This is a genomic window from Frankia nepalensis, assembly GCF_016786325.1.
Lineage (GTDB): Bacteria > Actinomycetota > Actinomycetes > Frankiales > Frankiaceae > Pseudofrankia > Pseudofrankia nepalensis.
On sequence record NZ_JADWYU010000087.1, the window covers coordinates 18,289 to 39,331 of the forward strand.

A 21,043-nucleotide genomic window follows, 5' to 3' on the forward strand; every position below is an offset into this window, starting at 1 on the left:
GGGCGCGGCCCGGCTAGGGCGGCGGCGCCGCCCCCAGTTGGCGTGAGATCCCCTGCGCCGCGACCTGCAGCGCGGCGGTGAGCCTGGCGCGGTCGCGCCTGAGGGAGGCGACGACGACGCCGATCGCCGCCACGACCTGGCCGCCGCCGTGGATCGGCACGGCGACGGAGCAGGCCCCGAGCGACATCTCCTCGACCGTCGTCGCGTAGCCGGCGCGCCGGATCTGCTCCAGTTGCTCGTTGAGCCGCCCGGGTTGCGTGATCGTGTATGGCGTGACGCGCGTCAGCGAGGCCAGTACCCGGCGGCGGATGTCCTCGGGCGCGTGCGCGAGCAGCGCCTTCCCGACGCCGGTCGCATGCATCGGCAAGGTCAGGCCGACCGCGCTGACCACCGGGACGGACGTCCTGCCCGCGATCCGTTCCAGGTACAGCACCTGGTGGTCGTCGCGGACGGCCAGGTGGACCGTGGCGCGGGTCGCGGCGTGGATGTCGTACAGGAAGGGCGCGGCCGTCTCCCGCAGGGTCGACTGGATCGGCGCGAGCAGTCCGATCTCCCACATGCGCCGGCCGATGACGTAGCCACGGTCGGTGCGCGCGAGTGCGCCGTGGCGGAGAAGTTCTCCGGCCAGGCGGTGGACGGTGGGTATCGGCAGGTCCGCGCGTCGCGCGAGATCCGACAGGCCCAGCCGGGTGTGCTGGTCGTCGAACGCCCCGAGGATCGCCATGATCCGTCCGGTGAGTGTCGCGCCCGGAGTTCCGGTTCGCCCGGCCATGCTGTCGAGTCTTCCACTGAGTGGATACACCATGTTTCGCCGGGCGCCGGCCGGTCCTACGGTGCGTGCCATGAGCAGTCGCGCGCGGGCCCGCGAGCTGGAGCCACAGTCCGTGATCAGCTCCGAGATGGCGGCCATCGAGTCTGACTACCGCCGCGCGGGTGTCGAGGAGACCCAGCCGCGCCTGGACTACCCGCCGTATCGCGGCAGCCTGCTGCGCCACCCCACCAGGGACCCGTGTGACGTCGACCCCGAGGCGATCGAGCGGTGGGCTCCGTGTTTCGGCGCCCGCGACGTCGACCCGCTGGAGGCCGACCTGACGGTCGGTCACGCCGGTGAACCGGTCGGCGAGCGCGTCGTCGTGACCGGTCGGGTGGTGGACGGCGACGGCCGGCCCGTCCGTGGGCAGCTGGTGGAGATCTGGCAGGCCAACGCGGCGGGCCGGTACGTGCACCGGCGTGACCAGCATCCGGCTCCGCTCGACCCGCACTTCACCGGCGCGGGTCGATGCCTGACCGACGGCGACGGCTGGTACCGGTTCCAGACGATCAAACCTGGTCCCTATCCCTGGCGTAACCACTGCAACGCCTGGCGGCCGGCGCACATCCACTTCTCCGTGTTCGGCGCCGCCTTCACGCAGCGTCTTGTCACGCAGATGTACTTTCCCGGAGATCCGTTGTTCGCGTTCGACCCGATCTACCAGTCGATCACTGACCGGCGGGCCCGCGACCGGCTGGTCGCGACCTACGACCACGGCCTGACGAGCCACGAGTGGGCCCTCGGCTACAGGTGGGACATCGTGCTCACCGGCGGCCAGCCGACCTATGTCGAGGCGGGGGAGCTCGTGTGACGCTGACCGCGACCCCGGGCCAGACGGTCGGGCCGTTCTTCCACTACGGCCTCGCCTACGACGGTGACTGCGTTCTCGTGCCGCCCGGCAGCCCGGGATCGGTGCTCCTGCGGGGACAGGTACTCGACGGCGCGGGCGTCGCGGTGCGCGACGCGCTCGTGGAGATCTGGCAGACCCGTCCCGACGGGTCCGTCCCGCGAGACGTCGGCTCACTGCGCCGCGACGGCTGGTCGTTCACCGGCTTCGGGCGTGCCTGCACCGGACAGGATGGACGGTACGTGTTCAGCACCCTCGTGCCCGGAGCAGGCAAGCCCGGAAGACCGGCGTTCTTCGCCGTGACCGTCTTCGCCCGCGGCCTGTCGAACCGGCTGTTCACCCGCGCCTACCTGCCCCACGACGACGCGGCACTGGCCGGCGACCCGTTGCTGTCCGCGTTGCCACCGCGGCGCCGCGCGACTCTGCTCGCGTCGCGCGACGAGCGGGGCTTCGTGTTCGACATCCACCTCCAAGGCGCGAACGAGACCGTCTTCCTGCGCTACCCGGGGCAGTGACCGGCCGCGATGAGCGATCTGTTCTGGCCCGGTGACGAACACGCGGGTGACCTGGCCACCGAGGCGTCGTGGCTGGCGGCGATGGCGCGGGTCGAGCAGGCCTGGCTCGACGCGCTCGCCCGGGCTGGCATCGCACCCGCCACGGTGGAGCTCGCCGGGCTCGTCAGCCCCGACGAGCTGCCAGCCGTGGCACGAGCGGCTGAAGGCACCGGCAATCCGGTACCCGCGCTCGTGGCGCTGTGGCGCGGCCGCGCGCGGGGACCGGGTGCCGCGTGGGTGCACCGCGGCCTGACCAGCCAGGACGTGATCGACACGAGCCTGGTCTTGCTGCTGCGCGACGCGGTGAAGCGTGTGCTCGCGCAGTTGCGTGGCCAGGTGGGTTCGCTCGTCGCGCTCGCCGACGCCCACCGAGGCACGGTGATCGCCGGGCGAACCCTCACCCAGCATGCCGTCCCCACGACCTTCGGGCTCAAGGCCGCCGGCTGGCTGACGGGGATCCTCGACGCCGCCGACGCCCTGGGACGGCTGGCGCTGCCGGCGCAGTTCGGGGGCGCGGCCGGGACGCTGTCGGCCGCCGTCGAGCTGGCCAGGCTGCGCGGCGCCGCCGACCCCGCCGGGACCGTGTCCGGTGTCGTCGCGGATGCCACGTCCACCCTCGGGCTGCGTCCCGTGCCCGCATGGCACACGACCCGCGGGACGTTCACCGCGATCGGGGACGCGCTGGTGGCCTGCACGGACGCCTGGGGACGCATCGCCACCGACGTCGCGACCCTGTCCCGCCCGGAGATCGGCGAGCTCGCCGAGCCGGCCGCCGACGGGCGCGGCGGCTCGTCGACCATGCCGCACAAGCGCAACCCGGTGCTGTCGGTGCTGATCCGCCGCGCCGCCCTGACCGCGCCGGCGCTCGCCTCGACGCTGCACCTCGCGGCGGCGCTGGCCGGCGACGAGCGACCGGACGGTGCCTGGCACACCGAATGGCCGACGCTTCGCGACCTCGCCCGCCGCGCCGCCGTCGCGGCCCACCACACCAGCGAGCTGCTGCGCGGCCTGCGCGTCGAGGACCTCCGGATGGGCGCCACCGCCGCGGCGGCGTGGCGCGACCTGACGGCCGAGCGCCGCGCGATGGCCGCCTTCGCCGGCGGCGAGCCGGCCGACGACCCGTACCTCGGTCTCGCGGACGGCGCGCTGGCGACCGTGCTCGCACGCGCGAACGCCTACCTGGAGGCCACACGGTGACCATCCCGCAGATCACGGGCGTCGAACTCGCCGGCCGCCCCCACCAGCCACTTCTCGTCGTCGGCCCGTCGCTGGGCACCTCGTCGACGGCCCTGTGGTCCACGGTGGCCGGCCTGCTCGGGGACATCTTCCACGTCGTCGGCTGGGACCTGCCCGGCCACGGCGGCGCACCCGTCGGCACTCCCTTCACGATCGCCGAACTGGCGGCAGGGGTCCTCGACTACACGCGGAACGTCGCCGCGGGCCGCGGTGACCGCCAGACGGCGTTCGCGTACGCCGGCGTCTCCCTCGGCGGCGCCGTCGGCCTGCGCCTGCTGCTCGACGCCCCGGAGCAGGTAGGCCGCGCGGCGCTGCTGTGCACGGGCGCGACGATCGGCGAGCCGCCCGCGTGGCGGGAACGAGCCGCGACCGTTCGCGCGTCCGGCTGCGCGGCGGTAGTCACCGCCTCGGCCCGGAGATGGTTCGCCCCGGGCTTCCAGGACCGTGAGCCGATCGTCGCCGCCGAGTTGCTGCGGGCGCTCGTGGAGGTCGACCCGGAGGGGTACGCGCAGGCCTGCGAGGCGCTCGCCGACTTCGACGTCCGCGACCGGCTCGCCGCCATCGACGCCCCGCTGCTCGCGATCGCCGGAGCCCACGACGCCGTGACACCACCCACCTGCCTCGAACAGATCACCTCCGAGGTGCGGCACGGGCGGCTGGCCGTGCTCGACGACGTCGCGCACCTCGCGCCCGTCGAGGCGCCCCGGCCGGTCGCGGACCTCGTGCGCGGCCACCTGTCCGAGAACCTGCCCGTCTCCTCCCCGACCCTCCAGGACGTCCACTCGGCGGGCATGGCCGTGCGCCGTGCCGTGCTCGGGGACGCCCACGTCGACCGCGCGACCGCGGCGACCACCAGCTTCACCGCCGACTTCCAGGAACTCATCACCCGCTACGCCTGGGGCACCATCTGGACCCGCCCAGGCCTCGACCGCCGCGGCCGCTCCATGATCACCCTGACGGCGCTCATCGCCCGCGGGCACCACGAGGAACTCGCCATGCATCTGCGAGCCGCGCTGCGCAACGGCCTCACCCGTGACGAGATCAAGGAGGTCATCCTGCAGAGCGCGATCTACTGCGGCGTGCCCGACGCGAACACCGCCTTCCGCATCGCCCAGCAGGTCCTGGCCGACGAGACCGCGCCGTGAGCCGCGCACGGCGCGGCGTGCCCTTCGAACCGCAGGGCTAGGCCACGTACGACCCCGGGGGCGCCGCCAGCAAGCCCGCCCCACGCGTCAACCGCGGAAGCCGACGGTGCCCACGGTTCTCCGAGCCACGAACGGATGAGCTCATGTCCACGATCGCCAGCCGCACCCGCACCCAGGTCGCCATCGTCGGCGGCGGCCCCGCCGGGCTCCTGCTCTCCCACCTGCTCCACCTCACCGGGATCGACAGCGTCGTGCTCGACAACCGGACGGCGCACACGATCGAGACGACGCACCGGGCCGGGATCCTCGAACGCGACAGCGTCCGCCTCCTGGTCGACGCCGGCGTCGACCGCGTCCTGCGCGACGGGCACCGGCACGAGGGCATCTCCCTGCGGTTCGGCGGCGTCAGCCACCGGATCGACTTCGAGGACCTCGCCGGCGCCTCCTGCTGGCTGTACCCGCAGACCGACGTCTTCGTCGACCTCCACCGCGCCCGCACCGCCGCCGGCGCGGACCTGCGCTACGGCATCAGCGACACCGAGGTCACCGACGTCGTCGACGCTCCGCGCGTCCGGCACACCGGCGCCGACGGCCACCGCCACGAGATCACCGCCGACCTCGTCATCGGCGCGGACGGCTCCCGAAGCATCTGCCGAACCCTCGTCAGCGGGGCCACGCAGTACTTCCGGGAGTACCCCTACGCGTGGTTCGGCGTGCTCGTCGAGGCACCCCGCAGCGCACCCGAACTGATCTACACCCGGTCGCCCCAGGGATTCGCACTGATCAGCCAGCGCACCGCGTCGATCCAGCGGATGTACTTCCAGTGCGACCCGACCGAGAACCCGCGCGACTGGTCCGACGACCGGATCTGGAACGAACTCCAGACCCGGCTCGCCGGCGACGACGACTTTCGCCTCCTGGAAGGGCCCGTTCTCGAACGGGCGGTGCTCCCGTTCCGCAGCTTCGTCCAGACCCCGATGCGACACGGCAGGCTGCTGCTCGCCGGCGACGCCGCGCACACCGTGCCCCCGACCGGCGCGAAAGGACTCAACCTCGCGCTCGCCGACGCCCGCCTCCTCGCCGACGCGATCGAACACGCGCTGGTCAAGAACGACGCCACCGCGCTGGAGCACTACACCACCCGCGCGCTCGCACGAGTGTGGAAGGCCCAGCACTTCTCCTACTGGATGACGACCATGCTCCACCGCGCCGAGGACACCAGCGAATTCGACGAGCTACGCCAACTCGGCGAACTGGACAGCCTCGTCACCTCACGCGCCGGCGCGACCTACCTCGCCGAGGGCTACACCGGCTGGCCGACCCGCTGACCATGCCGCGGAAAGGGCCTCAGCAACCACTCAACTACTTGGAGTGGTGTGTGATGGTCTCGGTCGCATCGTTCCAGCGCCAGGGCACATGGTGCCCGCGCAGGTGCACCCCGCCAATCCACCGGTTGAGGCCGTTGAGCGTCACGTGGTCCGCCGCGCCAGCGAGCACCTGTGCTCCCGTGTCGGTCAGGCGCAGGCTGGTTTCGCGGTCAACCGGATGGTCCGCCGGCTCGGCATGAAGGAGCGGGATTCGAGCGTGCGCCATCCGGTCCATCATGGCGAAGGACCAGGTGTCCCCCAGGTACGGGCGCATTTCCCGCGCGGCGGCGCGGACGAACGCCGTGCCCGCCGCCGCTGCGCCGTCGGCGACCGCGGCCAGGATCCGCCGTTCGGTCAGCGACAACCCGTCGCGGGTCGACGGGTACTCCCTGCCGAGCCGGTCGAACGCCTCCCCCAGAAACCGCAGCTCACGCGAGCGACTGCCGGCGATGACGGGCAGACCGTCTGGCGTCGGCGCCCGGAAGGCGGCCCACGCGTCGGTCGCGAGCTGGAGCGCGGCGGGGGTCAGCCGGGCGCACGCTTTCGTGGCGGGTAGTTCGCGCAGTTGCTCGGCGGTCAGCTCGCCGAGACCGCCGAAGCGGGCGATGCCGGGGTGTTCACCGATGCAGATCAGGGTGATGCGCCGCGCCGGCACGCCGAGGTCGGCGAGGCGAGCGAGGATCTGGATGATCTGGAGCTGGTCGTACAGATCCGCCTCAAACCACAGTACATACTCGCCGTCGAGGTTGGCCGCCAGGGTCCGGTCCCGTTCGGCGAACATGTCGGAACCCTCCATGTGGTCGTCCACGTGCGCCTCGTTCAGAAAGGCGGCTCTGATCTGCCGGAGCTCCTCCGGACCCACCGCCGGCACCGGCCCCTCGTGGAGCGAGTCGCGCCAGTACAACACCCGGGACGCGAGCCCGGTCCCGGGCAGATCCGTGCAATCGCCGTTGCTCACATGCAGAGCTGCCAGCATTGCCTGGTCGGCGGGCACCGGTAGGCCCGGCTGTTCGGCGAGGACGTGGCTGCGGGCGGTCGCGTAGGACTCGCCCGTCTTGGCCATTCGGGCGCGCACGCGCTGTTTGAAGTCGGCCTTCTTGGTCATCGGTCGTCTCCCGCGGCCCGGCGCAGATCCCCCAGCGACCGGTGCGGCGGGCGCACGATCGACAACGAATCGCCGGCCGAGAGGTGGACCTCCCTTTGCCTCCTGGGGTGACCCGGCTGGGGCGGGTCGCCGGAGGTTGGGCGCGGACGGACGCCCTCGGCCAGGATACGCACCCCGCCAGCAGTCGCCAGCTCGCCTGTACGAGAACTACTTTCCTTGTGGCGCTGAGGGGACTGGCAGCCACTCTCGTGTTCGGGGCCAGGACTGTCGAGGTGCGGTCGACGATTCAGCAAACCTCGCACCGAGTTCGTCGAGCATCCAGGAGCATCAGCGAGCGCCGTCGCCAAGCCACCGGCGCCGGCCGACCAGGAACGGTTTCCTTCGCCACTCCGGGCTCGCCCGGGACCGTGCCAGCCAGTCACGGTTCCGCGGACGGGCACTGCCGCTGGTCCCTCCAGCATGAGGGCAGTCTGCGCGTCCGCCCGTGGGGCGTACCTGCTGGACACGTCAAGATCACGGACCGGGCGAGGCGCGGCAGGGGCTTCTGGTTCACGTCGTCACCCATCGCCGGAACTCGGAACGCACCACGTCAAGCCGAGGTCGCACCCGCGCCGGGATCAGGTTGGCCAGTCAAGCTGTGAGCTGGGGATGCCATGGGCCCGGCCGTAGTCCTGCGCGTTGGCGCGCCCGCGCGGGTCTCCCCGCCGGTAGCGGATGACCCGACCGGGGAACACGATGAAGCTTTCCTGGGCGGTGTGGAGGTCCACGTACCACCCGGGCGCGTCCAGAGCCTGGCCCAGTTGTTCGGCCAGTGCCTCAGCTTCGGCATCGGCGACGTCGAAGAAGACCAGCGTCCAGACCGGTGGCTGGTCGGCGGTGGCATTCCCCGGCGCCGATCGTTGGATCTTCCGAACGGTGAGGGACAGGCCGTCCAGGGCCACCCCTACGCGCAGGCTCTCCACGATCAGCACCCCGGTGGCCATCGGCGGCTCCCTGGACTCGAGGTCACATCCCACTGACAAGATCCGCCCAGCCTATGCGCCGATCGTGGCTTCAGCTGACCACCATGTACCTTTCCAGCCGTTGCCCGATGTGCGGGACCGGATGTCCACCGGCGTGATGAGGCGGCTCGGTACGGGGTCCTCCCCAGAGTCGTTGGCGTTCGGCGCCGACGCCTTCGCGGCGACCTTCACAGGCGCGCTCGCTACAGGCCGGGCACGATGCGCAGGTCGCGGACGGCGCCGCCGTCGAGGGCGGCGAGCGCTTCCTGGTAGGCGGCGCTGTCGTGCGCGGCCCGGGCGGCCTCGACGGATTCGAACGCGATGATCACGGTGCGGCTGTTCTCCCCGGCCTCGTAGATCAGCTCGGGAAGACCACGGGCGAGGAAGGTGCCGCCTGCGGCGCGCAGGGCCGGGCCGGCCAGCGCGGCGTACGCCGCGACCTTGCTGTCGTCGACGATTTCCCTGTACACGTTGATCCAGTAGGCAGTCATGAGGCCATCGTGCCTGAGACCGCGCCCTCGACCAGCTTGTCTCCCCCCGGCCAGTCCACAACCATCACCGTCACGTCGTTGTAGGTCAGTTGCGGGCCCAGCTCCTGGTACGGCTTGGCTTTGTCGATGGCCTCTACGTCCCCGAGCGCGGCGAGAAGCCCTCCGAGCGCCGCGGCCAGGTCCTGGATCTGGTGGCTGACCTCCGCGCCCGCGACGACGCGACGGCCTTTTGAAGTCGCGTCACCTGGCGGCGCTGCCGGGCCAGTTGGCGTTGCCGACGAGTTCGGGACGGGTGCCGTCGAACGCGGCGGCTGCCACCGTGTCGCCGCGCAGTTCGGCGCACAGCCACGCGGTGACGTAGCCGAGGAAGCCACGGTGCCCGTCGCGGTCCTGGACGGAGTTGTGGTCGGCCGGTTTCCCGCCGGAGCTCTCGATGAGGCCGAGCGCGGCGCGGCCCGGCACCTGGTCGTAGAAGTCCCGCTCCGTCGCGGCACTGGCGATGACCGAGTCGAACGGGCCATGCGTGCCGATGAGAAACGTCGGCTGGCTCAGCCGGGTCAGGTCAAACATGCAGTCGGCCTTTGTCGGGCAGTCCGCGTTGGCCGCGACCCACGTCTTGCTCGGCAGGGAGAAGGTCACCACGGTGTCAATCAACGCCGGGTTGGCCGTGGCCGCCCGAATCGCGCCGCCGGCGCCCTGAGAATGGCCGGCCGCGGCCACCCTGTCCCCGTCGAGGCGACCATAGAAAACGCTTCCGGCGACGCCGGCCTGCGCGGTCAGGTAACGTACCGCCGCTGCCATCTCGTCGCCGCCGCCGGTGTTGCGCTGGGCCGGGGCGATCACCGTGAACCCGTACGACGCGAGATGGTCAAGCAGCGCCGAGTACTGGGCGGGGGTTCCGCCGGTGCCGTCTCCCCAGGTGACAATCGGGCTCAGGAACCCGAGCGTCGAGTAGTCCGCCGGACGGAAGAGCTGGTAGCGCGCGCCGCCAGCCGGGTCCGCCACGACCTCGGTCGTCGTCGCGTAGCGGCCGTCCGACGAGTAGTCCGCCTCCACGGGACCCGCCGGCGCGTCCGCTTCCGGGGCGACGAAAACCGATCGCACAACCGGCCGCGTGGCCACCCACGCCAGCAGAACGATCGCGGCAAGGGCGAACCATACCCGGAGCATGCCCGCGGCCAGATGCGCGGAAGCCCCGTCACCGCGGTCGGCCGACTTCACCGGGTGCAGTCGCATCGCGCCACCTCTTCCGCGTCCCGCGATCGGCGGGGCAACCTGTTGTCAACGCGCTGTCCACCGACCGGTCGAAAACCTCGGGTTGCGGCAGGTCAGCGTCTGGACGCCTACCCCCGATGGTCGGGAATATCACCGCCAGGGCAGGCCGAGCGACCAGGACCAGCAACGCTCGACCTCGGCGGTGCCGATCATGTTCGGCGCGAGATCCGTGCCCGCCGTCATGGTCCGAACGAGGACTCCGGCCGCTGCTGGACCCGCAACGTGGCCTGGGCGTCGGCGTCACGGTGGCGACGAGCCACTCGGCGCAGCTGGATCATGCGGCCGATTCCGGGAATCGCGACCAGCAGGGCGCCCGCAATCGCGGCGAACAGCATCGCGACCGCCAGCGGCAGATGACCGTGGGCGCCCAGGAACGACACCTTGACACGCTGACCGTTCTGCAGGATGAAGATCAGGAGAACGACCAGGACGAGCGCGAAGAGGATCATCGCCGTCCAGGCCCGGCTCAGGCGGGTCGGGCGTACGACGTGCTGCGGGACGGCGGGCGGCGCTGCGACTGTCTCAGGCGGCCCCGGGTCCGGTACCGGGTCGACCGTTGTCATATGTGCGCCATACCCGGCCTCTGTCCGGTTAGCCGTCTCCGGGAATCTCGCCAGCCCATGTCCGACAGAGCCCAGGTCCCGCAGAGTGGCGCCATGCCCACCAAAGGGTTCTCCGCGGTGGGTGGGAATGTGCGGATGATCACGCGACCTGTGTGTAGTCCGTAACGGAATGTATCCAGCCGGCGCGGCTACCAGCCGGCGCCCCTCGATGGATCGGCGAGGTCACCAGGCGGCGCCCCCTCGCTGGATCACGGCCGCCCCGGTGCTGGAGATGGTTGCCGACCATCACCGTGCGGGTCGCTGAGGCATGCACCGACCTGCCGCCCTGACATGGGGCTCGGTGACCACCGGCGGACTTCCGCCCAGCTCACCTTTGCCAACGACGCCTCCGCCGGGAAACGGCTGATCGACACCCTCCGCGACCTCGCTGGCGGCACCTCGTGTTGGGTCGTCTCCGGTCGTCGGGCGAAGCGGGGCCGCATCCGGGTGTCGGGCACACCAGCCCCACGGCGCCACCGGAGATGCGCTTCAACGCACGACAGTACGACGCCGAACTCACCAGAGCCGAAACCGACCACACATGGGAGTGGCCGGCCCGGACCGTCGCCAGGCTGCTGCGCGCCCGACTGGCTACCCAACCCGACCTGTTGACCCGGTGGGAATGCCAGCCAAGCTGGATCTGGGCACGAGCCTACGAACCGACCCAGCTCCGGTTCTCGTTCTTCTACCCGGAGCGGCCCAACCTCGCCAACGACAAGCCCTGGCTGCAGTTTGAACGCATCATCACCATCGACGGCACACGCGCCTTCAAGCAGGCCGACCAGCTTGTCCAACTACTCGAAGCCATCGACCCGAAGACCCAGGCCACCGTGGTCGGAGGACAGCGCGACCACGCCGAGCAACTCGGCTATCCGTGGCCCGAACCACCACGATAAGAACGTCATACCGGGCGCCGCTCTCCCAAGCCGCATTTCTTCCCACACGACACCACAACGCGGTAAGCCGAGGCCGCCGCGGTGGTCCCGTCGCCGCTCGGGACCACCGCCGACCGGTGAGGTGGGTCAGGCGTCGTCGCCTCGCCAGCCCGCGCAGGCTGTGCTATTGCGCGGAGCTGACTTTCCGCTGGTAGAGGCTCGTCGGCCACCGTGCATGTGGTGGATCAGCAACGTGCTGAAATCCCGCTCTTTCGTAGTAGCGCTGTAATGCTTGGTTGTTGCTGGCTGTGGCCAGTCGCACGTATTGCCAGTCACGCTCGGCGGCTTTGCCAGCAACCCAGTCGATGATGCAAGACCCGAGGTTGGCGCCGCTCGCGCGCCGGGCGACCGCGAGCCTGGAGATGTAGAAGGCCGGTTCAGTGTCGGCCCCCCAGAGCTGCCTGTCGTCTTCGGCAATGGCGAGGGTGGCGACGGGACATTGGACGTCTTCCACGAGGAGTGCTTCTCCCGCTGCGATCTGCCCTCGGACGGAGCTTGTTGAAAAACGCGGTGGCCACTGCGCGATGCCTCGGCCACGCAACCAGGCAGCGGCCTCGGCCAGCAGGTCGAGCACGATGTCCTCGTCGCCAGGTTGAGCAGGGCGAATGAGGACGTCCCCGAACAGCGGCTCGGGGTGAGAGAGGACGACCATAGCAGGATCATGCCCGGACCGGTCCGCGCCCCGAACCCATTTCCCACGACACGACCGGGACCCGCTGGTCATGGGCCGCGGCCTCTCGCTGTGCAACGTTTTGGCGGTGCAAGCGCTCGCCAACAACGGCAACTTGCCAGCACGGGCTCGCCATCTTCATCCGGTCCCTACAGTGAGCGCCCGCCGACGGGACGCTCGTCGACGAGCACCAGGACCACGCTGAACAGAGATGTCGGATGCTCGGCGCCAGGTTGCCCACGGGTGCCAACCTGCGGGTCTGGCCGGTCAGACGCGCGCCGCGACCAGCAGCCGGGCTCCGACGTCGCGGGGCAACGGCTCGACGAGCCAGCCCACGCTGACGTCCGCGGCGGTGACCCAGTGCTGCCGGTCCGCCGGGTCGGGGATGACGACGCTGACGTGGACGCAGGCCACCAGCCAGCCGCGATGCCCACCGCCCGCCAGCGAGAGCGCCGGCCGGTGGGGGTTCCCGATCACCACGGCGTCAAGCTTAGGGAAACCTATCCTTACGTAGTTAAGATAAGGGGACAATCTGGATGGGGGTGATCCGTGGACAACCACCTGCCCTGGTCGCACCCCCTTGGGTGCGGGCCGGACGGGGAGCTGTCCGTGCACCGATCCGACGTCCCCACCGCGCTGGGGCTCGGCGGCCACGAGTGGACGACGTACCACTCCGACCTCGGCGGGCTGGTCTGGGGCTTCGAAGGGGTCATGACCGCCCACGTCGGCGACCGCCGCCGGGTGCTCACGCCGCGGCACGCCGTCCGGCTGCCGGCCCGGCGCCTGGCCGAGGTGATTCCGAACGTCGCGTCGCGCGCCATGTACGTCGAGTGGTCGACCGTGGCGCACACCGACCGCGCCGCCCGGGTCCAGGCCGAGCCGGAGACCGGAGCACTCCTGCGCGAGCTCGCCGGGACCGCCGACCCCCCGACCGCGTGGCGGCTGTGGCCGCGCGTCGTCGCGGGCCTGGCACCCCCGCACGACGGCGGGCCGCACGTCCCGATGCCACGCGACCCGCGCGGCCAGGCGCTCGCCCTCGCGCCGATGGACGAGGCCGCCGACCACCGGCGTGACGGCTACCGCGGCACGGTCGGCTACCTCGACGCCTTCCGCGCGCACTTCCGCGCCACGCCGGGCCGTTTCTACCGGGGCGGCTCCGCGTAGCCGCGGCGACCCGAGCGCCGACGCGGCGCAGAACCAGCTTCCCGCCCGAAACAGGCCGGCGCAACGGTCGGATCGCTGTTCGGGGCTGACAGCGGATCATCGCGGAGATCTCCGCGATCACGGAGGGTGTGTGATGGCCAGAGGATTTCAGGGCGCGGTGATGCGCGGTTTCGGCGCGCGCGATCACGACGCGGTCGTGGTCGGCACCGAGCGGATCGCGCCGCATTTCCTGCGAGTGCGGCTGCGCTCCCCGACTCTGTTCCAGGACGCTGTCGCGGAACCGACCGCGTGGCTGCGGTTCTGGTTTCCTGATCCGGACGGGTCGGACACCGAGCACCAGCGTGCGTACACGCTCACCGAGGCCGACGAGGACACCGGCGAGTTCGCGGTGGACATCGTGCTGCACGAGCCGGCCGGTCCGGCGTCGCTCTGGGCGCGCCAGGCCGAACCCGGCCAGTCGATCCAGGTGATGTCGTTCGGCTCGTCGAAGTTCTCGGTTCCCGAGGAGCCGCCAGCCGGCTACCTGCTGATCGGGGACGCGGCGTCCACGCCGGCGATCAACAGCATCATCGCCGTCATTCCCGCCGACGTACCGATCGAGCTGTACCTGGAGCAGCACCACGCGGACGATCCGCTCATCCCGCTGACCGACCATCCGCGACTGGTCCTGCACCGCTTTCCCCGGTCCGGACCGGAATCGCTGGCGGCCGCGATCGAGGCACGCGACTGGTCGGACTGGTACGTGTGGGCCGGGCCGGAGGCCGGGTCGCTCAAGCACCTGCGGGTTCGGCTGCGGGACGAGTTCGGATTCCCGAAGTCCGAGTCCTATCAGCAGGCCTACTGGTCCCACGGCCGCGCGATGGGCAAGCGGCGCGGGGAGAAGGAGTCCGAACCTGCCGCGACGGCGGCACCGGAAGCCGTCGCTCCGGTGGTGCCCGCGGCGGAGCCCAGGTCCGCCGCGGTCGCGGAGGCGGGCGAACCCGCCGCGGCCGCCCAGACGCCCGCGGACAGGCCGGCGAAGGCGACGCGAGGCTCGTGGCAGGCGGCGGCCGGCGGTCGCCTGCTGCGCCCGCTGCGGCCCACCCTCATCACCGCGGGCATCCTGCAGGGCCTCCTGGCGCTGCTCCAGCTGGCGCCGTTCGTGCTCCTCGTCGAACTCGCCCGCAGGCTGCTGGCCGGTGACGAGTCGGATCGGCTGTGGACGCTGGGCAGCCTGGCGCTCAGCCTGCTCGGCGCCGGGACCGTGCTGGAAGCGGCGCTGCTGCTGTGGCTGCACGGCGTCGACGCCCGCTTCGCGCGGGACCTGCGCGCGCGCCTGCTCGGCAAGCTCGCCCGGCTGCCGCTGGGCTGGTTCACCGCCCGCGGCTCGGGTGGCGTGAAGAAGGTCGTCCAGGACGACACGCTCGCCCTCCACTACCTCGTCACCCACGCGGTACCGGACGCGGTCGCCGCGGTGGTCGCGCCCGTGGCGGTGCTGGCCTACCTCTTCTGGGTGGACTGGCGACTCGGCCTGGTACTGCTGGTACCGGTGCTGGTCTACATCGTGACGACGGCGATCATGGTCGTGCAGTCCGGCGCGAAGATCCATCAGGCCCAGCGCTGGGCCGAGCGGATGAACGGCGAGGCGGCCGCCTACCTGGAGGGTCAGCCCGTCGTCCGGGTCTTCGGGGGTGCGACCGCTTCGTCGTTCCGGTCGCGCCTCGACGGGTACATCGCGTTCCTCAACGAGTGGCAGCGTCCATTCATCGGCAAGAAGACCCTCATCGACATCGCCACCCGACCGGGAACCTTCCTGTGGCTGCTGACGGCGGTCGGCACGTTCCTCGTCGTCGACGGTGGCCTCGACCCGGTGGATCTGCTGCCGTTCCTGCTGCTCGGAACCACGTTCGGTGCCAGGCTGCTCGGAATCGGCTACGGCCTGTCCGGCCTGCGGGACGGCATCGTCGCCGCGCGCCGCCTGCAGAACACGCTCGAGGGGCGCGAGCTGGAGGTCCGCGCGCCGGCCGCGGCCCACACCGGCACGCCACACGGCCGCGTCGTGTTCGACCGCGTGACGTTCGGCTACCGCCCCGGCGTCCCGGTGATCCGTGAGGTGTCACTCTCACTCGAACCAGGCACGGTCACGGCCCTCGTGGGCCCGTCCGGTTCAGGCAAGTCGACCCTCGCCGGCCTGCTGGCCCGCTTCCACGACGTCGACGACGGAGAGATCCGCGTCGGCGGAAGCGACATCCGGGAGCTGTCCGCCGACGAGCTCTACGCCCGGGTCGGGTTCGTGTTCCAGGACGCCCAACTGGTCGCCGGCACCGTCCGCGAGAACATCGCGCTGGCCGTCCCGGACGCCACCGACGCCGACGTCGAACGCGCCGCGCGCGACGCGCAGTTGCACGACCGCATCGTCGCGCTGCCGCACGGCTACGACACGGTCCTCGGCCAGGACGCCCGGCTCTCCGGCGGTGAACGGCAGCGACTCACGATCGCGCGGGCGATCCTCGCCGACACCCCGGTGCTCATCCTCGACGAGGCGACCGCGTTCGCCGACCCCGAGTCCGAGTACCTCGTCCAACAGGCCCTGAACCGACTCGCCGCGGGCCGCACGGTCCTGGTCATCGCCCACCGGCTGCACACCGTCACCGGGGCGACCCGGATCGTCCTGCTCGAGGACGGCGCCATCGCCGAGACCGGGACCCACGACCAGCTGTTCGCCGCCGAAGGCCGCTACCGCCGTCTCTGGGACGCGAGCCCCGCGGTGGCCGCCGCAGTCGTCCTCGAGGAGGCGACCCGATGATCCGCACTCTGTTGAGCCTGCTTCCGGCGAGTCACCGTGGCCGGGTCACCGGGTACGCGGTCCTCACGGTCGGGTCGGTGCTGTTGCGCGCGGTGGGTGTCGTGCTGCTGGTACCTCTCGTCGAGGCACTGTTCTCCACGACGCCCAGGGACGCGCTGCCGTGGGTGGCCGCGCTGACGGCGGCCACCGCCGCCGGCTGGTTCGTCGACAGCCGGGCCGCGCGGGTCGGCTACGACCTCGGCTTCGCCACCCTGGACGGGGCGCAGCACGACATCGCCGACCGGCTCACCCGGGTGCCGCTGGGCTGGTTCACCTCGCGGAACACGGCGACGGCTCGACAGGCGATCGCCAGCACGGGGCCCGATCTGGTCGGTCTGTTCGCCTACCAGATCTCCCCGCTCGCCCAGGCCGTGCTGTTGCCCGTCACCATCGGTCTCGCCCTGCTGCCGATCGCCTGGCCGCTCGGCCTCGCCGCGCTCGCCGGTGTGCCGGTGCTGCTTGGCGCACTGTGGGCGAGCGGGCGGATCACCCGCCGGGCCGATCGTGTCGCGGCCGACGCGAACAGCGCGCTCACCGAGCGGATCGTGGAGTTCGCGCGTACCCAGCAGGCGTTGCGCGCGGCCCGCCGTGTCGAACCCGCCCGCGGCCAGACGGGCGCCGCGCTGGCCGCGCAGCACGGCGCGACCGTGCGGCTCCTGCTCCTGCAGATCCCCGGGCAGCTGCTGTTCGGCGTCGCCTCCCAGGCCGCCCTGCTGCTCATGGCCGGCACGACGACACTGCTGGCGACGCGGGGCGTCCTCGACGTACCCGAGGCGGTCGCGCTGATCGTCGTCATCGCCCGCTACCTGGAGCCTTTCGCCGTGCTGGGGGACCTCGCCCCCGGGGTGGAGACCACCCGCACCACGCTCGGCCGTATCCGCACGGTCCTGGACGCACCGGCGGCCGCGGCGAAGGGGGCCGCCGCGCCGCCCACGGGCGACTCCGTCGACGTGGACCTGCGCGACGTCGTGTTCCGCTACGACCGATCCGATGCCCCCGTGCTCGACGGGCTGCGCGTCACGTTCGAGGCGGGCCGCACCACCGCGATCGTCGGGCCCTCCGGCTCCGGCAAGAGCACCCTGCTGGCGCTGGTCGCCGGACTGCTCGACCCCACCGAGGGCACGGTCACCGTCGGCGGCCACGACCTGGCGAGCCTCGACGCCGAGAGCCGGCGCGGCCTTGCGAGCGTGGTGTTCCAGGACCCGTACCTGTTCGAGGGCACGATCCGCCAGAACGTCCTCGCCGGACGCCCCGGCGCCGACGACGACCAGCTCGCGCGCGCGATGACCCTCGCCCGGGTGGACGAGCTCGTCGCGCGCCTGCCCGACGGGCTCGACACCCGCGTCGGCGAGGCCGGCGTGGCTCTGTCCGGTGGGGAACGCCAACGCGTCTCCATCGCGCGAGCGCTCCTCAAGCCCGCCCCGGTCCTTCTCCTCGACGAGGCGACGAGCGCGCTCGACACCGAGAACGAGGCCGCCGTCGCCGCCGCGATCACGCACACCCGGCAACGCACCCGGATCGTGGTCGCGCACCGGCTCGCCACGATCCGCGGAGCCGACCGGGTGCTCTTCCTCGAACACGGCCGCATCGTCGAGGACGGCCCCGTCGAGGCGCTCCTCGACAGCGGGGGGCGCTTCGCCGAGTTCTGGCGACAGCAGCACGACGCGGCCGGCTGGCGCATCGCGGAGGTACCGGCCGTGGGGTGATCGCGAACCGCCTGGCGTCGCCGCGCCTACGCCCAGCCCTTGTTCGCCTGCTCCTAGCCGCCACAGCCGCCAGAGGTCGAACGGTCAGATGCGGAGCCCGGGCCGGAACATCTCCGGACCGGGCGCCGCATCGCGCGGTCCTCGGTCAGCGGGCGACCCGGCGACAGGCCGCGCGCCGGCCCGGGTGCGGGCCGGCGCGGGTGCGCGCCGGCGCGGTGTTCTGGCGCTCGGGTCTGGCGGCTGGGCTACCAGGTCATCGGTTGGGTCGTCGGCTGCCCGGGCGCGTGTCCGCCTTGGCATCGACGTCGGGCCGGTGCGCCTCAGTGGCGGCCCGGGTGCCGAACCCGCTGGGGGGCACGGCGTCGACGCCGCTCGTGTCGCGTCGCGGCCCGGCACGGCCGGCTTCACCGCGCAGCTCCGGACGGACCTCGCCGACGGTGTGGAACGCGTCCATGAAGCGGGAGAGGCCCGTGGCGAGGGCGGCGAGGGCGAGCCACAACACCAGCAGGTTGCGGGACTGGCTCGGGTAGCCGACCGCCCAGAAGGCAACACCGATCGAGAACGCCCCAATGACGAGCGGTGCCCACCACGGCGCACGACCAGGCAGCCCGCCGGACTCGGTGGCGAAGCCGGGGCCGGCGCGGCCGCCGCGGCGGCGCACCAAGGCGGTCGCGAGGTCGGCTATGCCCTTGGCCAACAGGTACCAGGCGAGGATGCGGGCGATGACCCGGAAGGTCGGGCTCGGCCAGACCAGGGCGATGATCCCGGCCGCGATGAACACGACGGCCAACATGGCACGTACGGGACGCCATTCGCGGCTGGCGGTTGTTGCTGTCGCCAGTTCGCTGCCGGCGCTCGCCAGCAGGAGCAGGCCGAGCAGCACGGCGATTGACTTGGGTGTGCGCAGCTCGAGCTGGGGGATCGCGAGGGCAAAGATCATCCAGCCGATGCCCAGGGCCAGCAGCGCGGGGCCCGCTTTCGAGAGCAGGCCACCACCATGCTCGCGGGGCACGACGGTTGAGGTGGTCATCAAATGATCTCCCTTCGAGGGGAAGGGGTAGCGGACACCGAGTCACGGCCACACCCGGCCGTGTCGCCTCGGGCAGAGCACACGGACCGCCCCATAACGGGACGCCAGCGCCTGATCGCACACTGTCGGTCTGCCCGGTCCGCCGCGGGCATACTCGGCTGAGGACGGCCACCGCCGACCGCCGCTGTACACCCGCGCGCGTGACCTTCTCCCCGCCGCGCCTCCTGCGTCTAGGGCACGCCTGGGACGCCCGCGTGTTCGACGCGGGCGTCCCAGACGTCAGCAGTGGCTGCCCGGTTCGGCCTTGGTGCCGCATCAGCGAAGGTTTGCCCGCGCCGCGGGCCGGTGCCGGTGCCGGTGAAGTGTCCGCGGTAGCGCGGTCCCTGGCTCGCGTTCTGGCGGACACTTCGGGGCGGCCTCGCACGGACGGGTGGCCAGCGGCCGGGCGAACGTCGCTGGGTTCGGTCCTAACCGCGTGTGACAGCGTCGCGGACGGCGCCCGCCGACTTCTCCGCTGCCTGACCGAGTTTCTGGACAAGCGGATGCCTCCCCTGCGCGACGGCGAGCTTGCGCGGCATGGCGGCCGCCCACTCGGCGTGCCGGCGGGCCGCTGGCAGCAAAGTGTCGGCACCAGTGGTCAGCTCGCGCTTGGCCGGCCGTCGTCCGCCGCCTCCGCGAGCGCCGCCAGCAGTTCCGCGTTCGTGACGTACTGGTTCGCCGCCACCAGGAACGCCTGGACGCCGGCCGGGCAAAGCGGGCGCCGGCACCGCATCGACTACCTGAGGATGGCGTCGATGCTCTTCTTGATCGCGCTCGGCTGGACCGGGCTGTGCGGAGCCTTCTTCTTCGCCTCGAGCAGGCGTTCCCCGATCTCGGACAGCTGCTTGCGGCCGAGCTTCGCGCGGACCTTGGGGAACCATTCCCCTTCTTCGTCCTCGATGTGATGGGTCACGTTCTCGATGAGGACGGCGGTCTTGGCGTTGAAACGTTCCGCCTCGGGCGGAAGAGCGGCGAGTTCCATGACCAGCAGATCGGCGACGTGGTGCTCCTCGTATGACTCGAGGATGTCCTTCTCCAGCTCCGGCAGGAGGCCTCGCACCTCCGGATACATGACCTCGTTCTCGATATAGGTGTGCACGGTAAGCAGTTCGATGATCTTATCGACGAGCTTGCCCCTCGTGGCGAAGGCCCCCTCCCCCGCCTGCTGGAACCGCTTGAAAGCGGCCTTGATCTCCTTGTGATCCGCTTTCAGGAGAACGAGCGCATCCGTCGACATTTTCTTCCTTTCGAGATCCGGAGGCAGCTGGAGCGCTGCTTGCAGCGCGTCTCCCCCCGCCGCCCGGCTTTCAAACGCGACCCCCGAACGACGACCGGCCAGCTCGCGCGGGAGAAACGTGCGGACCACGCACCGATTCGGAAACCACAGTCATCGCTCGACGGGGTCGAAAACTGGACCAACCGCCGGGGCCCGTGAACATGCATGGCGATGCGATGACCTTCCGCGCCCAGGAGGTGGACAGGAATCAACGACACCCGGCCGGGTGACGGCTTGGCCGGCCACCGGCTTGGCGGGATTTCATGGACCTGGAAGGCGGGCTCGACGCGTTCCGGCACCTGAACCGCGGGCGGACAGCGGGGTTCGAGCCCGTGGTCGGCGCGACGGTCAGGTGCCGGGTGAGCCGAAGGCGGAGCGGAGCTTGCCGGTGACCCGTTCGGCGGCCTGCGCGGCCTTGCGGGCGAACGGGTGCTTGGCCTGGGTCACCGTGGCCCGTCGCAGCGCCTGCTCCGCCCACTGCGCGTGCTCGCGGGCGACCGGCGTGAGCTTGGTGGCGGCATCGCGCAGGGCGGCCCGCGACGGGCCGTCGTCCGCCGCCTCGGCCAGCTCCGCGAGCAGGGCGGTGTCCGCCTCGACTTCGATGGCATTCATCGCGATCACCCGGCACCGGGTGTACGGGTCGACGCCATGCTTGTCATAGGGCATGACGTTCAGCTCCGACTAGTTACGTACCTGGTCGTCGAGCGGGATGCCCTTCTCTCGCAACGGGTTGAAGCCCATCGGATTCCCCTGGGGTCGTCGTCGGCCGGCCGCTTCGGCAGGCCTCGGCGCGGGTCAGGGCCGGTCACGTTCCGGTCCGGCGTCCGTCGGACATATCGCCGCCAAGGTGCACAACGGCGAACCCGGCACCGGCGGGCGCCGCTCCGGCTCGCGGTCCTCAGCGTTCCGTCCCGACTCCCGTCCAAACGCGACGTGCGTCAGCGCGCGACGCCGGGCGCGCCGCG

At 71.5% G+C, this 21,043-nt stretch carries 21 protein-coding genes; 9 read left to right on the plus strand and 12 right to left on the minus strand.

Features of this window, described 5'->3' with window-relative positions; genetic code table 11:
• Nucleotides 1-13: 13 nt before the first annotated feature.
• Nucleotides 14-772 (minus strand): IclR family transcriptional regulator, encoded by a 759-nt coding sequence (locus I6A81_RS05500; RefSeq protein WP_202999701.1) that lies wholly within the window; start codon nt 770-772, stop codon nt 14-16.
• A gap of 70 nt (nt 773-842) precedes the next feature.
• On the opposite strand from I6A81_RS05500, the gene pcaH reads away from it, so the two are divergent.
• From pcaH to I6A81_RS05525, 5 genes are all read left to right on the plus strand, one after another.
• On the plus strand, nt 843-1,622 hold the full coding sequence (pcaH, locus tag I6A81_RS05505) for a protocatechuate 3,4-dioxygenase subunit beta (RefSeq protein ID WP_202999703.1): 780 nt from the start codon (nt 843-845) through the stop codon (nt 1,620-1,622).
• Between the two features lie 2 nt (nt 1,623-1,624).
• Complete coding sequence (gene pcaG / locus I6A81_RS05510; protein WP_238428224.1) at nt 1,625-2,173, plus strand: protocatechuate 3,4-dioxygenase subunit alpha; 549 nt, start codon at nt 1,625-1,627, stop codon at nt 2,171-2,173.
• Nucleotides 2,174-2,182: 9 nt separating this feature from the next.
• A complete protein-coding gene (locus tag I6A81_RS05515) occupies nt 2,183-3,409 on the plus strand; it encodes a lyase family protein (protein WP_202999708.1) in 1,227 nt (408 codons plus the stop codon).
• Complete coding sequence (gene pcaDC, locus I6A81_RS05520) at nt 3,406-4,593, plus strand: bifunctional 3-oxoadipate enol-lactonase/4-carboxymuconolactone decarboxylase PcaDC (RefSeq protein WP_202999711.1); 1,188 nt, start codon at nt 3,406-3,408, stop codon at nt 4,591-4,593. The genes I6A81_RS05515 and pcaDC overlap by 4 nt, the downstream gene beginning before the upstream one ends.
• A 143-nt stretch (nt 4,594-4,736) precedes the next feature.
• Nucleotides 4,737-5,921 carry a 4-hydroxybenzoate 3-monooxygenase gene (locus I6A81_RS05525; protein ID WP_202999713.1) on the plus strand — a complete coding sequence of 395 codons (1,185 nt, stop codon included), beginning with the start codon at nt 4,737-4,739 and terminating at the stop codon, nt 5,919-5,921.
• Nucleotides 5,922-5,955: 34 nt separating this feature from the next.
• Here the strand turns inward: I6A81_RS05525 and I6A81_RS05530 are convergent, their stop codons facing one another.
• The 5 genes from I6A81_RS05530 to I6A81_RS05550 form a co-directional block, all read right to left on the minus strand.
• On the minus strand, nt 5,956-7,065 hold the full coding sequence (locus tag I6A81_RS05530; protein ID WP_202999715.1) for a DUF1835 domain-containing protein: 1,110 nt from the start codon (nt 7,063-7,065) through the stop codon (nt 5,956-5,958).
• Between the two features lie 617 nt (nt 7,066-7,682).
• Complete coding sequence (locus I6A81_RS05535) at nt 7,683-8,048, minus strand: hypothetical protein (RefSeq protein ID WP_202999717.1); 366 nt, start codon at nt 8,046-8,048, stop codon at nt 7,683-7,685.
• 221 nt (nt 8,049-8,269) lie between these two features.
• Entirely contained in the window at nt 8,270-8,557 is a 288-nt protein-coding gene (locus I6A81_RS05540; RefSeq protein WP_202999719.1) for a DUF1330 domain-containing protein, read from the minus strand.
• A gap of 240 nt (nt 8,558-8,797) precedes the next feature.
• Nucleotides 8,798-9,793 (minus strand): poly(ethylene terephthalate) hydrolase family protein, encoded by a 996-nt coding sequence (locus I6A81_RS05545; protein WP_202999721.1) that lies wholly within the window; start codon nt 9,791-9,793, stop codon nt 8,798-8,800.
• A gap of 218 nt (nt 9,794-10,011) precedes the next feature.
• Nucleotides 10,012-10,395 carry a LapA family protein gene (locus I6A81_RS05550; protein ID WP_202999722.1) on the minus strand — a complete coding sequence of 128 codons (384 nt, stop codon included), beginning with the start codon at nt 10,393-10,395 and terminating at the stop codon, nt 10,012-10,014.
• A 521-nt stretch (nt 10,396-10,916) separates the two neighbouring features.
• Here I6A81_RS05550 and I6A81_RS05555 point away from each other — a divergent pair.
• The gene (locus I6A81_RS05555; protein ID WP_202999723.1) at nt 10,917-11,330 is read left to right on the plus strand and encodes a hypothetical protein; all 414 of its coding nucleotides are present in this window, start codon (nt 10,917-10,919) and stop codon (nt 11,328-11,330) included.
• Between the two features lie 163 nt (nt 11,331-11,493).
• Here I6A81_RS05555 and I6A81_RS05560 read toward each other — a convergent pair whose 3' ends face one another.
• Nucleotides 11,494-12,021 (minus strand): GNAT family N-acetyltransferase, encoded by a 528-nt coding sequence (locus I6A81_RS05560; RefSeq protein ID WP_202999724.1) that lies wholly within the window; start codon nt 12,019-12,021, stop codon nt 11,494-11,496.
• A 285-nt stretch (nt 12,022-12,306) separates the two neighbouring features.
• Complete coding sequence (locus I6A81_RS05565) at nt 12,307-12,519, minus strand: hypothetical protein (protein WP_202999725.1); 213 nt, start codon at nt 12,517-12,519, stop codon at nt 12,307-12,309.
• Nucleotides 12,520-12,648: 129 nt separating this feature from the next.
• Between I6A81_RS05565 and I6A81_RS05570 the strand changes: the two genes are divergently transcribed.
• The 3 genes from I6A81_RS05570 to I6A81_RS05580 all read left to right on the plus strand — a co-directional run bounded on the left by I6A81_RS05570 (nt 12,649) and on the right by I6A81_RS05580 (nt 17,733).
• Entirely contained in the window at nt 12,649-13,203 is a 555-nt protein-coding gene (locus I6A81_RS05570) for a hypothetical protein (RefSeq protein ID WP_202999726.1), read from the plus strand.
• Between the two features lie 133 nt (nt 13,204-13,336).
• Nucleotides 13,337-15,988 carry an ABC transporter ATP-binding protein/permease gene (locus tag I6A81_RS05575; RefSeq protein WP_202999731.1) on the plus strand — a complete coding sequence of 884 codons (2,652 nt, stop codon included), beginning with the start codon at nt 13,337-13,339 and terminating at the stop codon, nt 15,986-15,988.
• Nucleotides 15,985-17,733: an ABC transporter ATP-binding protein gene (locus tag I6A81_RS05580; protein WP_202999732.1), complete on the plus strand. Its 1,749-nt coding sequence runs from the start codon at nt 15,985-15,987 to the stop codon at nt 17,731-17,733. Before I6A81_RS05575 ends, I6A81_RS05580 begins: the two co-directional genes overlap by 4 nt.
• A gap of 253 nt (nt 17,734-17,986) precedes the next feature.
• Here the strand turns inward: I6A81_RS05580 and I6A81_RS05585 are convergent, their stop codons facing one another.
• From I6A81_RS05585 to I6A81_RS05595, 4 genes are all read right to left on the minus strand, one after another.
• Nucleotides 17,987-18,763, minus strand: coding sequence for a DUF308 domain-containing protein (locus tag I6A81_RS05585; protein ID WP_202999733.1), 777 nt, complete (start codon nt 18,761-18,763; stop codon nt 17,987-17,989).
• Between the two features lie 637 nt (nt 18,764-19,400).
• Complete coding sequence (locus I6A81_RS44720) at nt 19,401-19,535, minus strand: hypothetical protein (RefSeq protein ID WP_285222814.1); 135 nt, start codon at nt 19,533-19,535, stop codon at nt 19,401-19,403.
• Between the two features lie 3 nt (nt 19,536-19,538).
• A complete protein-coding gene (locus I6A81_RS05590; protein WP_202999760.1) occupies nt 19,539-20,039 on the minus strand; it encodes a hemerythrin domain-containing protein in 501 nt (166 codons plus the stop codon).
• 387 nt (nt 20,040-20,426) lie between these two features.
• A complete protein-coding gene (locus I6A81_RS05595; protein WP_202999761.1) occupies nt 20,427-20,744 on the minus strand; it encodes a hypothetical protein in 318 nt (105 codons plus the stop codon).
• Between the last annotated feature and the right edge of the window lie 299 nt (nt 20,745-21,043).

Coding starts and splice junctions, on each gene's coding strand:
- I6A81_RS05575 (WP_202999731.1), top strand. CDS start 13,337: ATGGCCAGAGGATTTCAGGGCGCGGTGATGCGCGGTTTCGGCGCGCGC.
- I6A81_RS05555 (WP_202999723.1), top strand. CDS start 10,917: ATGCGCTTCAACGCACGACAGTACGACGCCGAACTCACCAGAGCCGAA.
- I6A81_RS05530 (WP_202999715.1), bottom strand. CDS start 7,065: ATGACCAAGAAGGCCGACTTCAAACAGCGCGTGCGCGCCCGAATGGCC.
- I6A81_RS05550 (WP_202999722.1), bottom strand. CDS start 10,395: ATGACAACGGTCGACCCGGTACCGGACCCGGGGCCGCCTGAGACAGTC.
- I6A81_RS05590 (WP_202999760.1), bottom strand. CDS start 20,039: ATGTCGACGGATGCGCTCGTTCTCCTGAAAGCGGATCACAAGGAGATC.
- I6A81_RS05540 (WP_202999719.1), bottom strand. CDS start 8,557: ATGACTGCCTACTGGATCAACGTGTACAGGGAAATCGTCGACGACAGC.
- I6A81_RS05535 (WP_202999717.1), bottom strand. CDS start 8,048: ATGGCCACCGGGGTGCTGATCGTGGAGAGCCTGCGCGTAGGGGTGGCC.
- pcaH (WP_202999703.1), top strand. CDS start 843: ATGAGCAGTCGCGCGCGGGCCCGCGAGCTGGAGCCACAGTCCGTGATC.
- I6A81_RS05525 (WP_202999713.1), top strand. CDS start 4,737: ATGTCCACGATCGCCAGCCGCACCCGCACCCAGGTCGCCATCGTCGGC.
- I6A81_RS05545 (WP_202999721.1), bottom strand. CDS start 9,793: ATGCGACTGCACCCGGTGAAGTCGGCCGACCGCGGTGACGGGGCTTCC.
- I6A81_RS05585 (WP_202999733.1), bottom strand. CDS start 18,763: ATGACCACCTCAACCGTCGTGCCCCGCGAGCATGGTGGTGGCCTGCTC.
- I6A81_RS05595 (WP_202999761.1), bottom strand. CDS start 20,744: ATGCCCTATGACAAGCATGGCGTCGACCCGTACACCCGGTGCCGGGTG.
- I6A81_RS05515 (WP_202999708.1), top strand. CDS start 2,183: ATGAGCGATCTGTTCTGGCCCGGTGACGAACACGCGGGTGACCTGGCC.
- I6A81_RS05560 (WP_202999724.1), bottom strand. CDS start 12,021: ATGGTCGTCCTCTCTCACCCCGAGCCGCTGTTCGGGGACGTCCTCATT.
- I6A81_RS05500 (WP_202999701.1), bottom strand. CDS start 772: ATGGCCGGGCGAACCGGAACTCCGGGCGCGACACTCACCGGACGGATC.
- I6A81_RS05580 (WP_202999732.1), top strand. CDS start 15,985: ATGATCCGCACTCTGTTGAGCCTGCTTCCGGCGAGTCACCGTGGCCGG.
- I6A81_RS44720 (WP_285222814.1), bottom strand. CDS start 19,535: ATGCGGTGCCGGCGCCCGCTTTGCCCGGCCGGCGTCCAGGCGTTCCTG.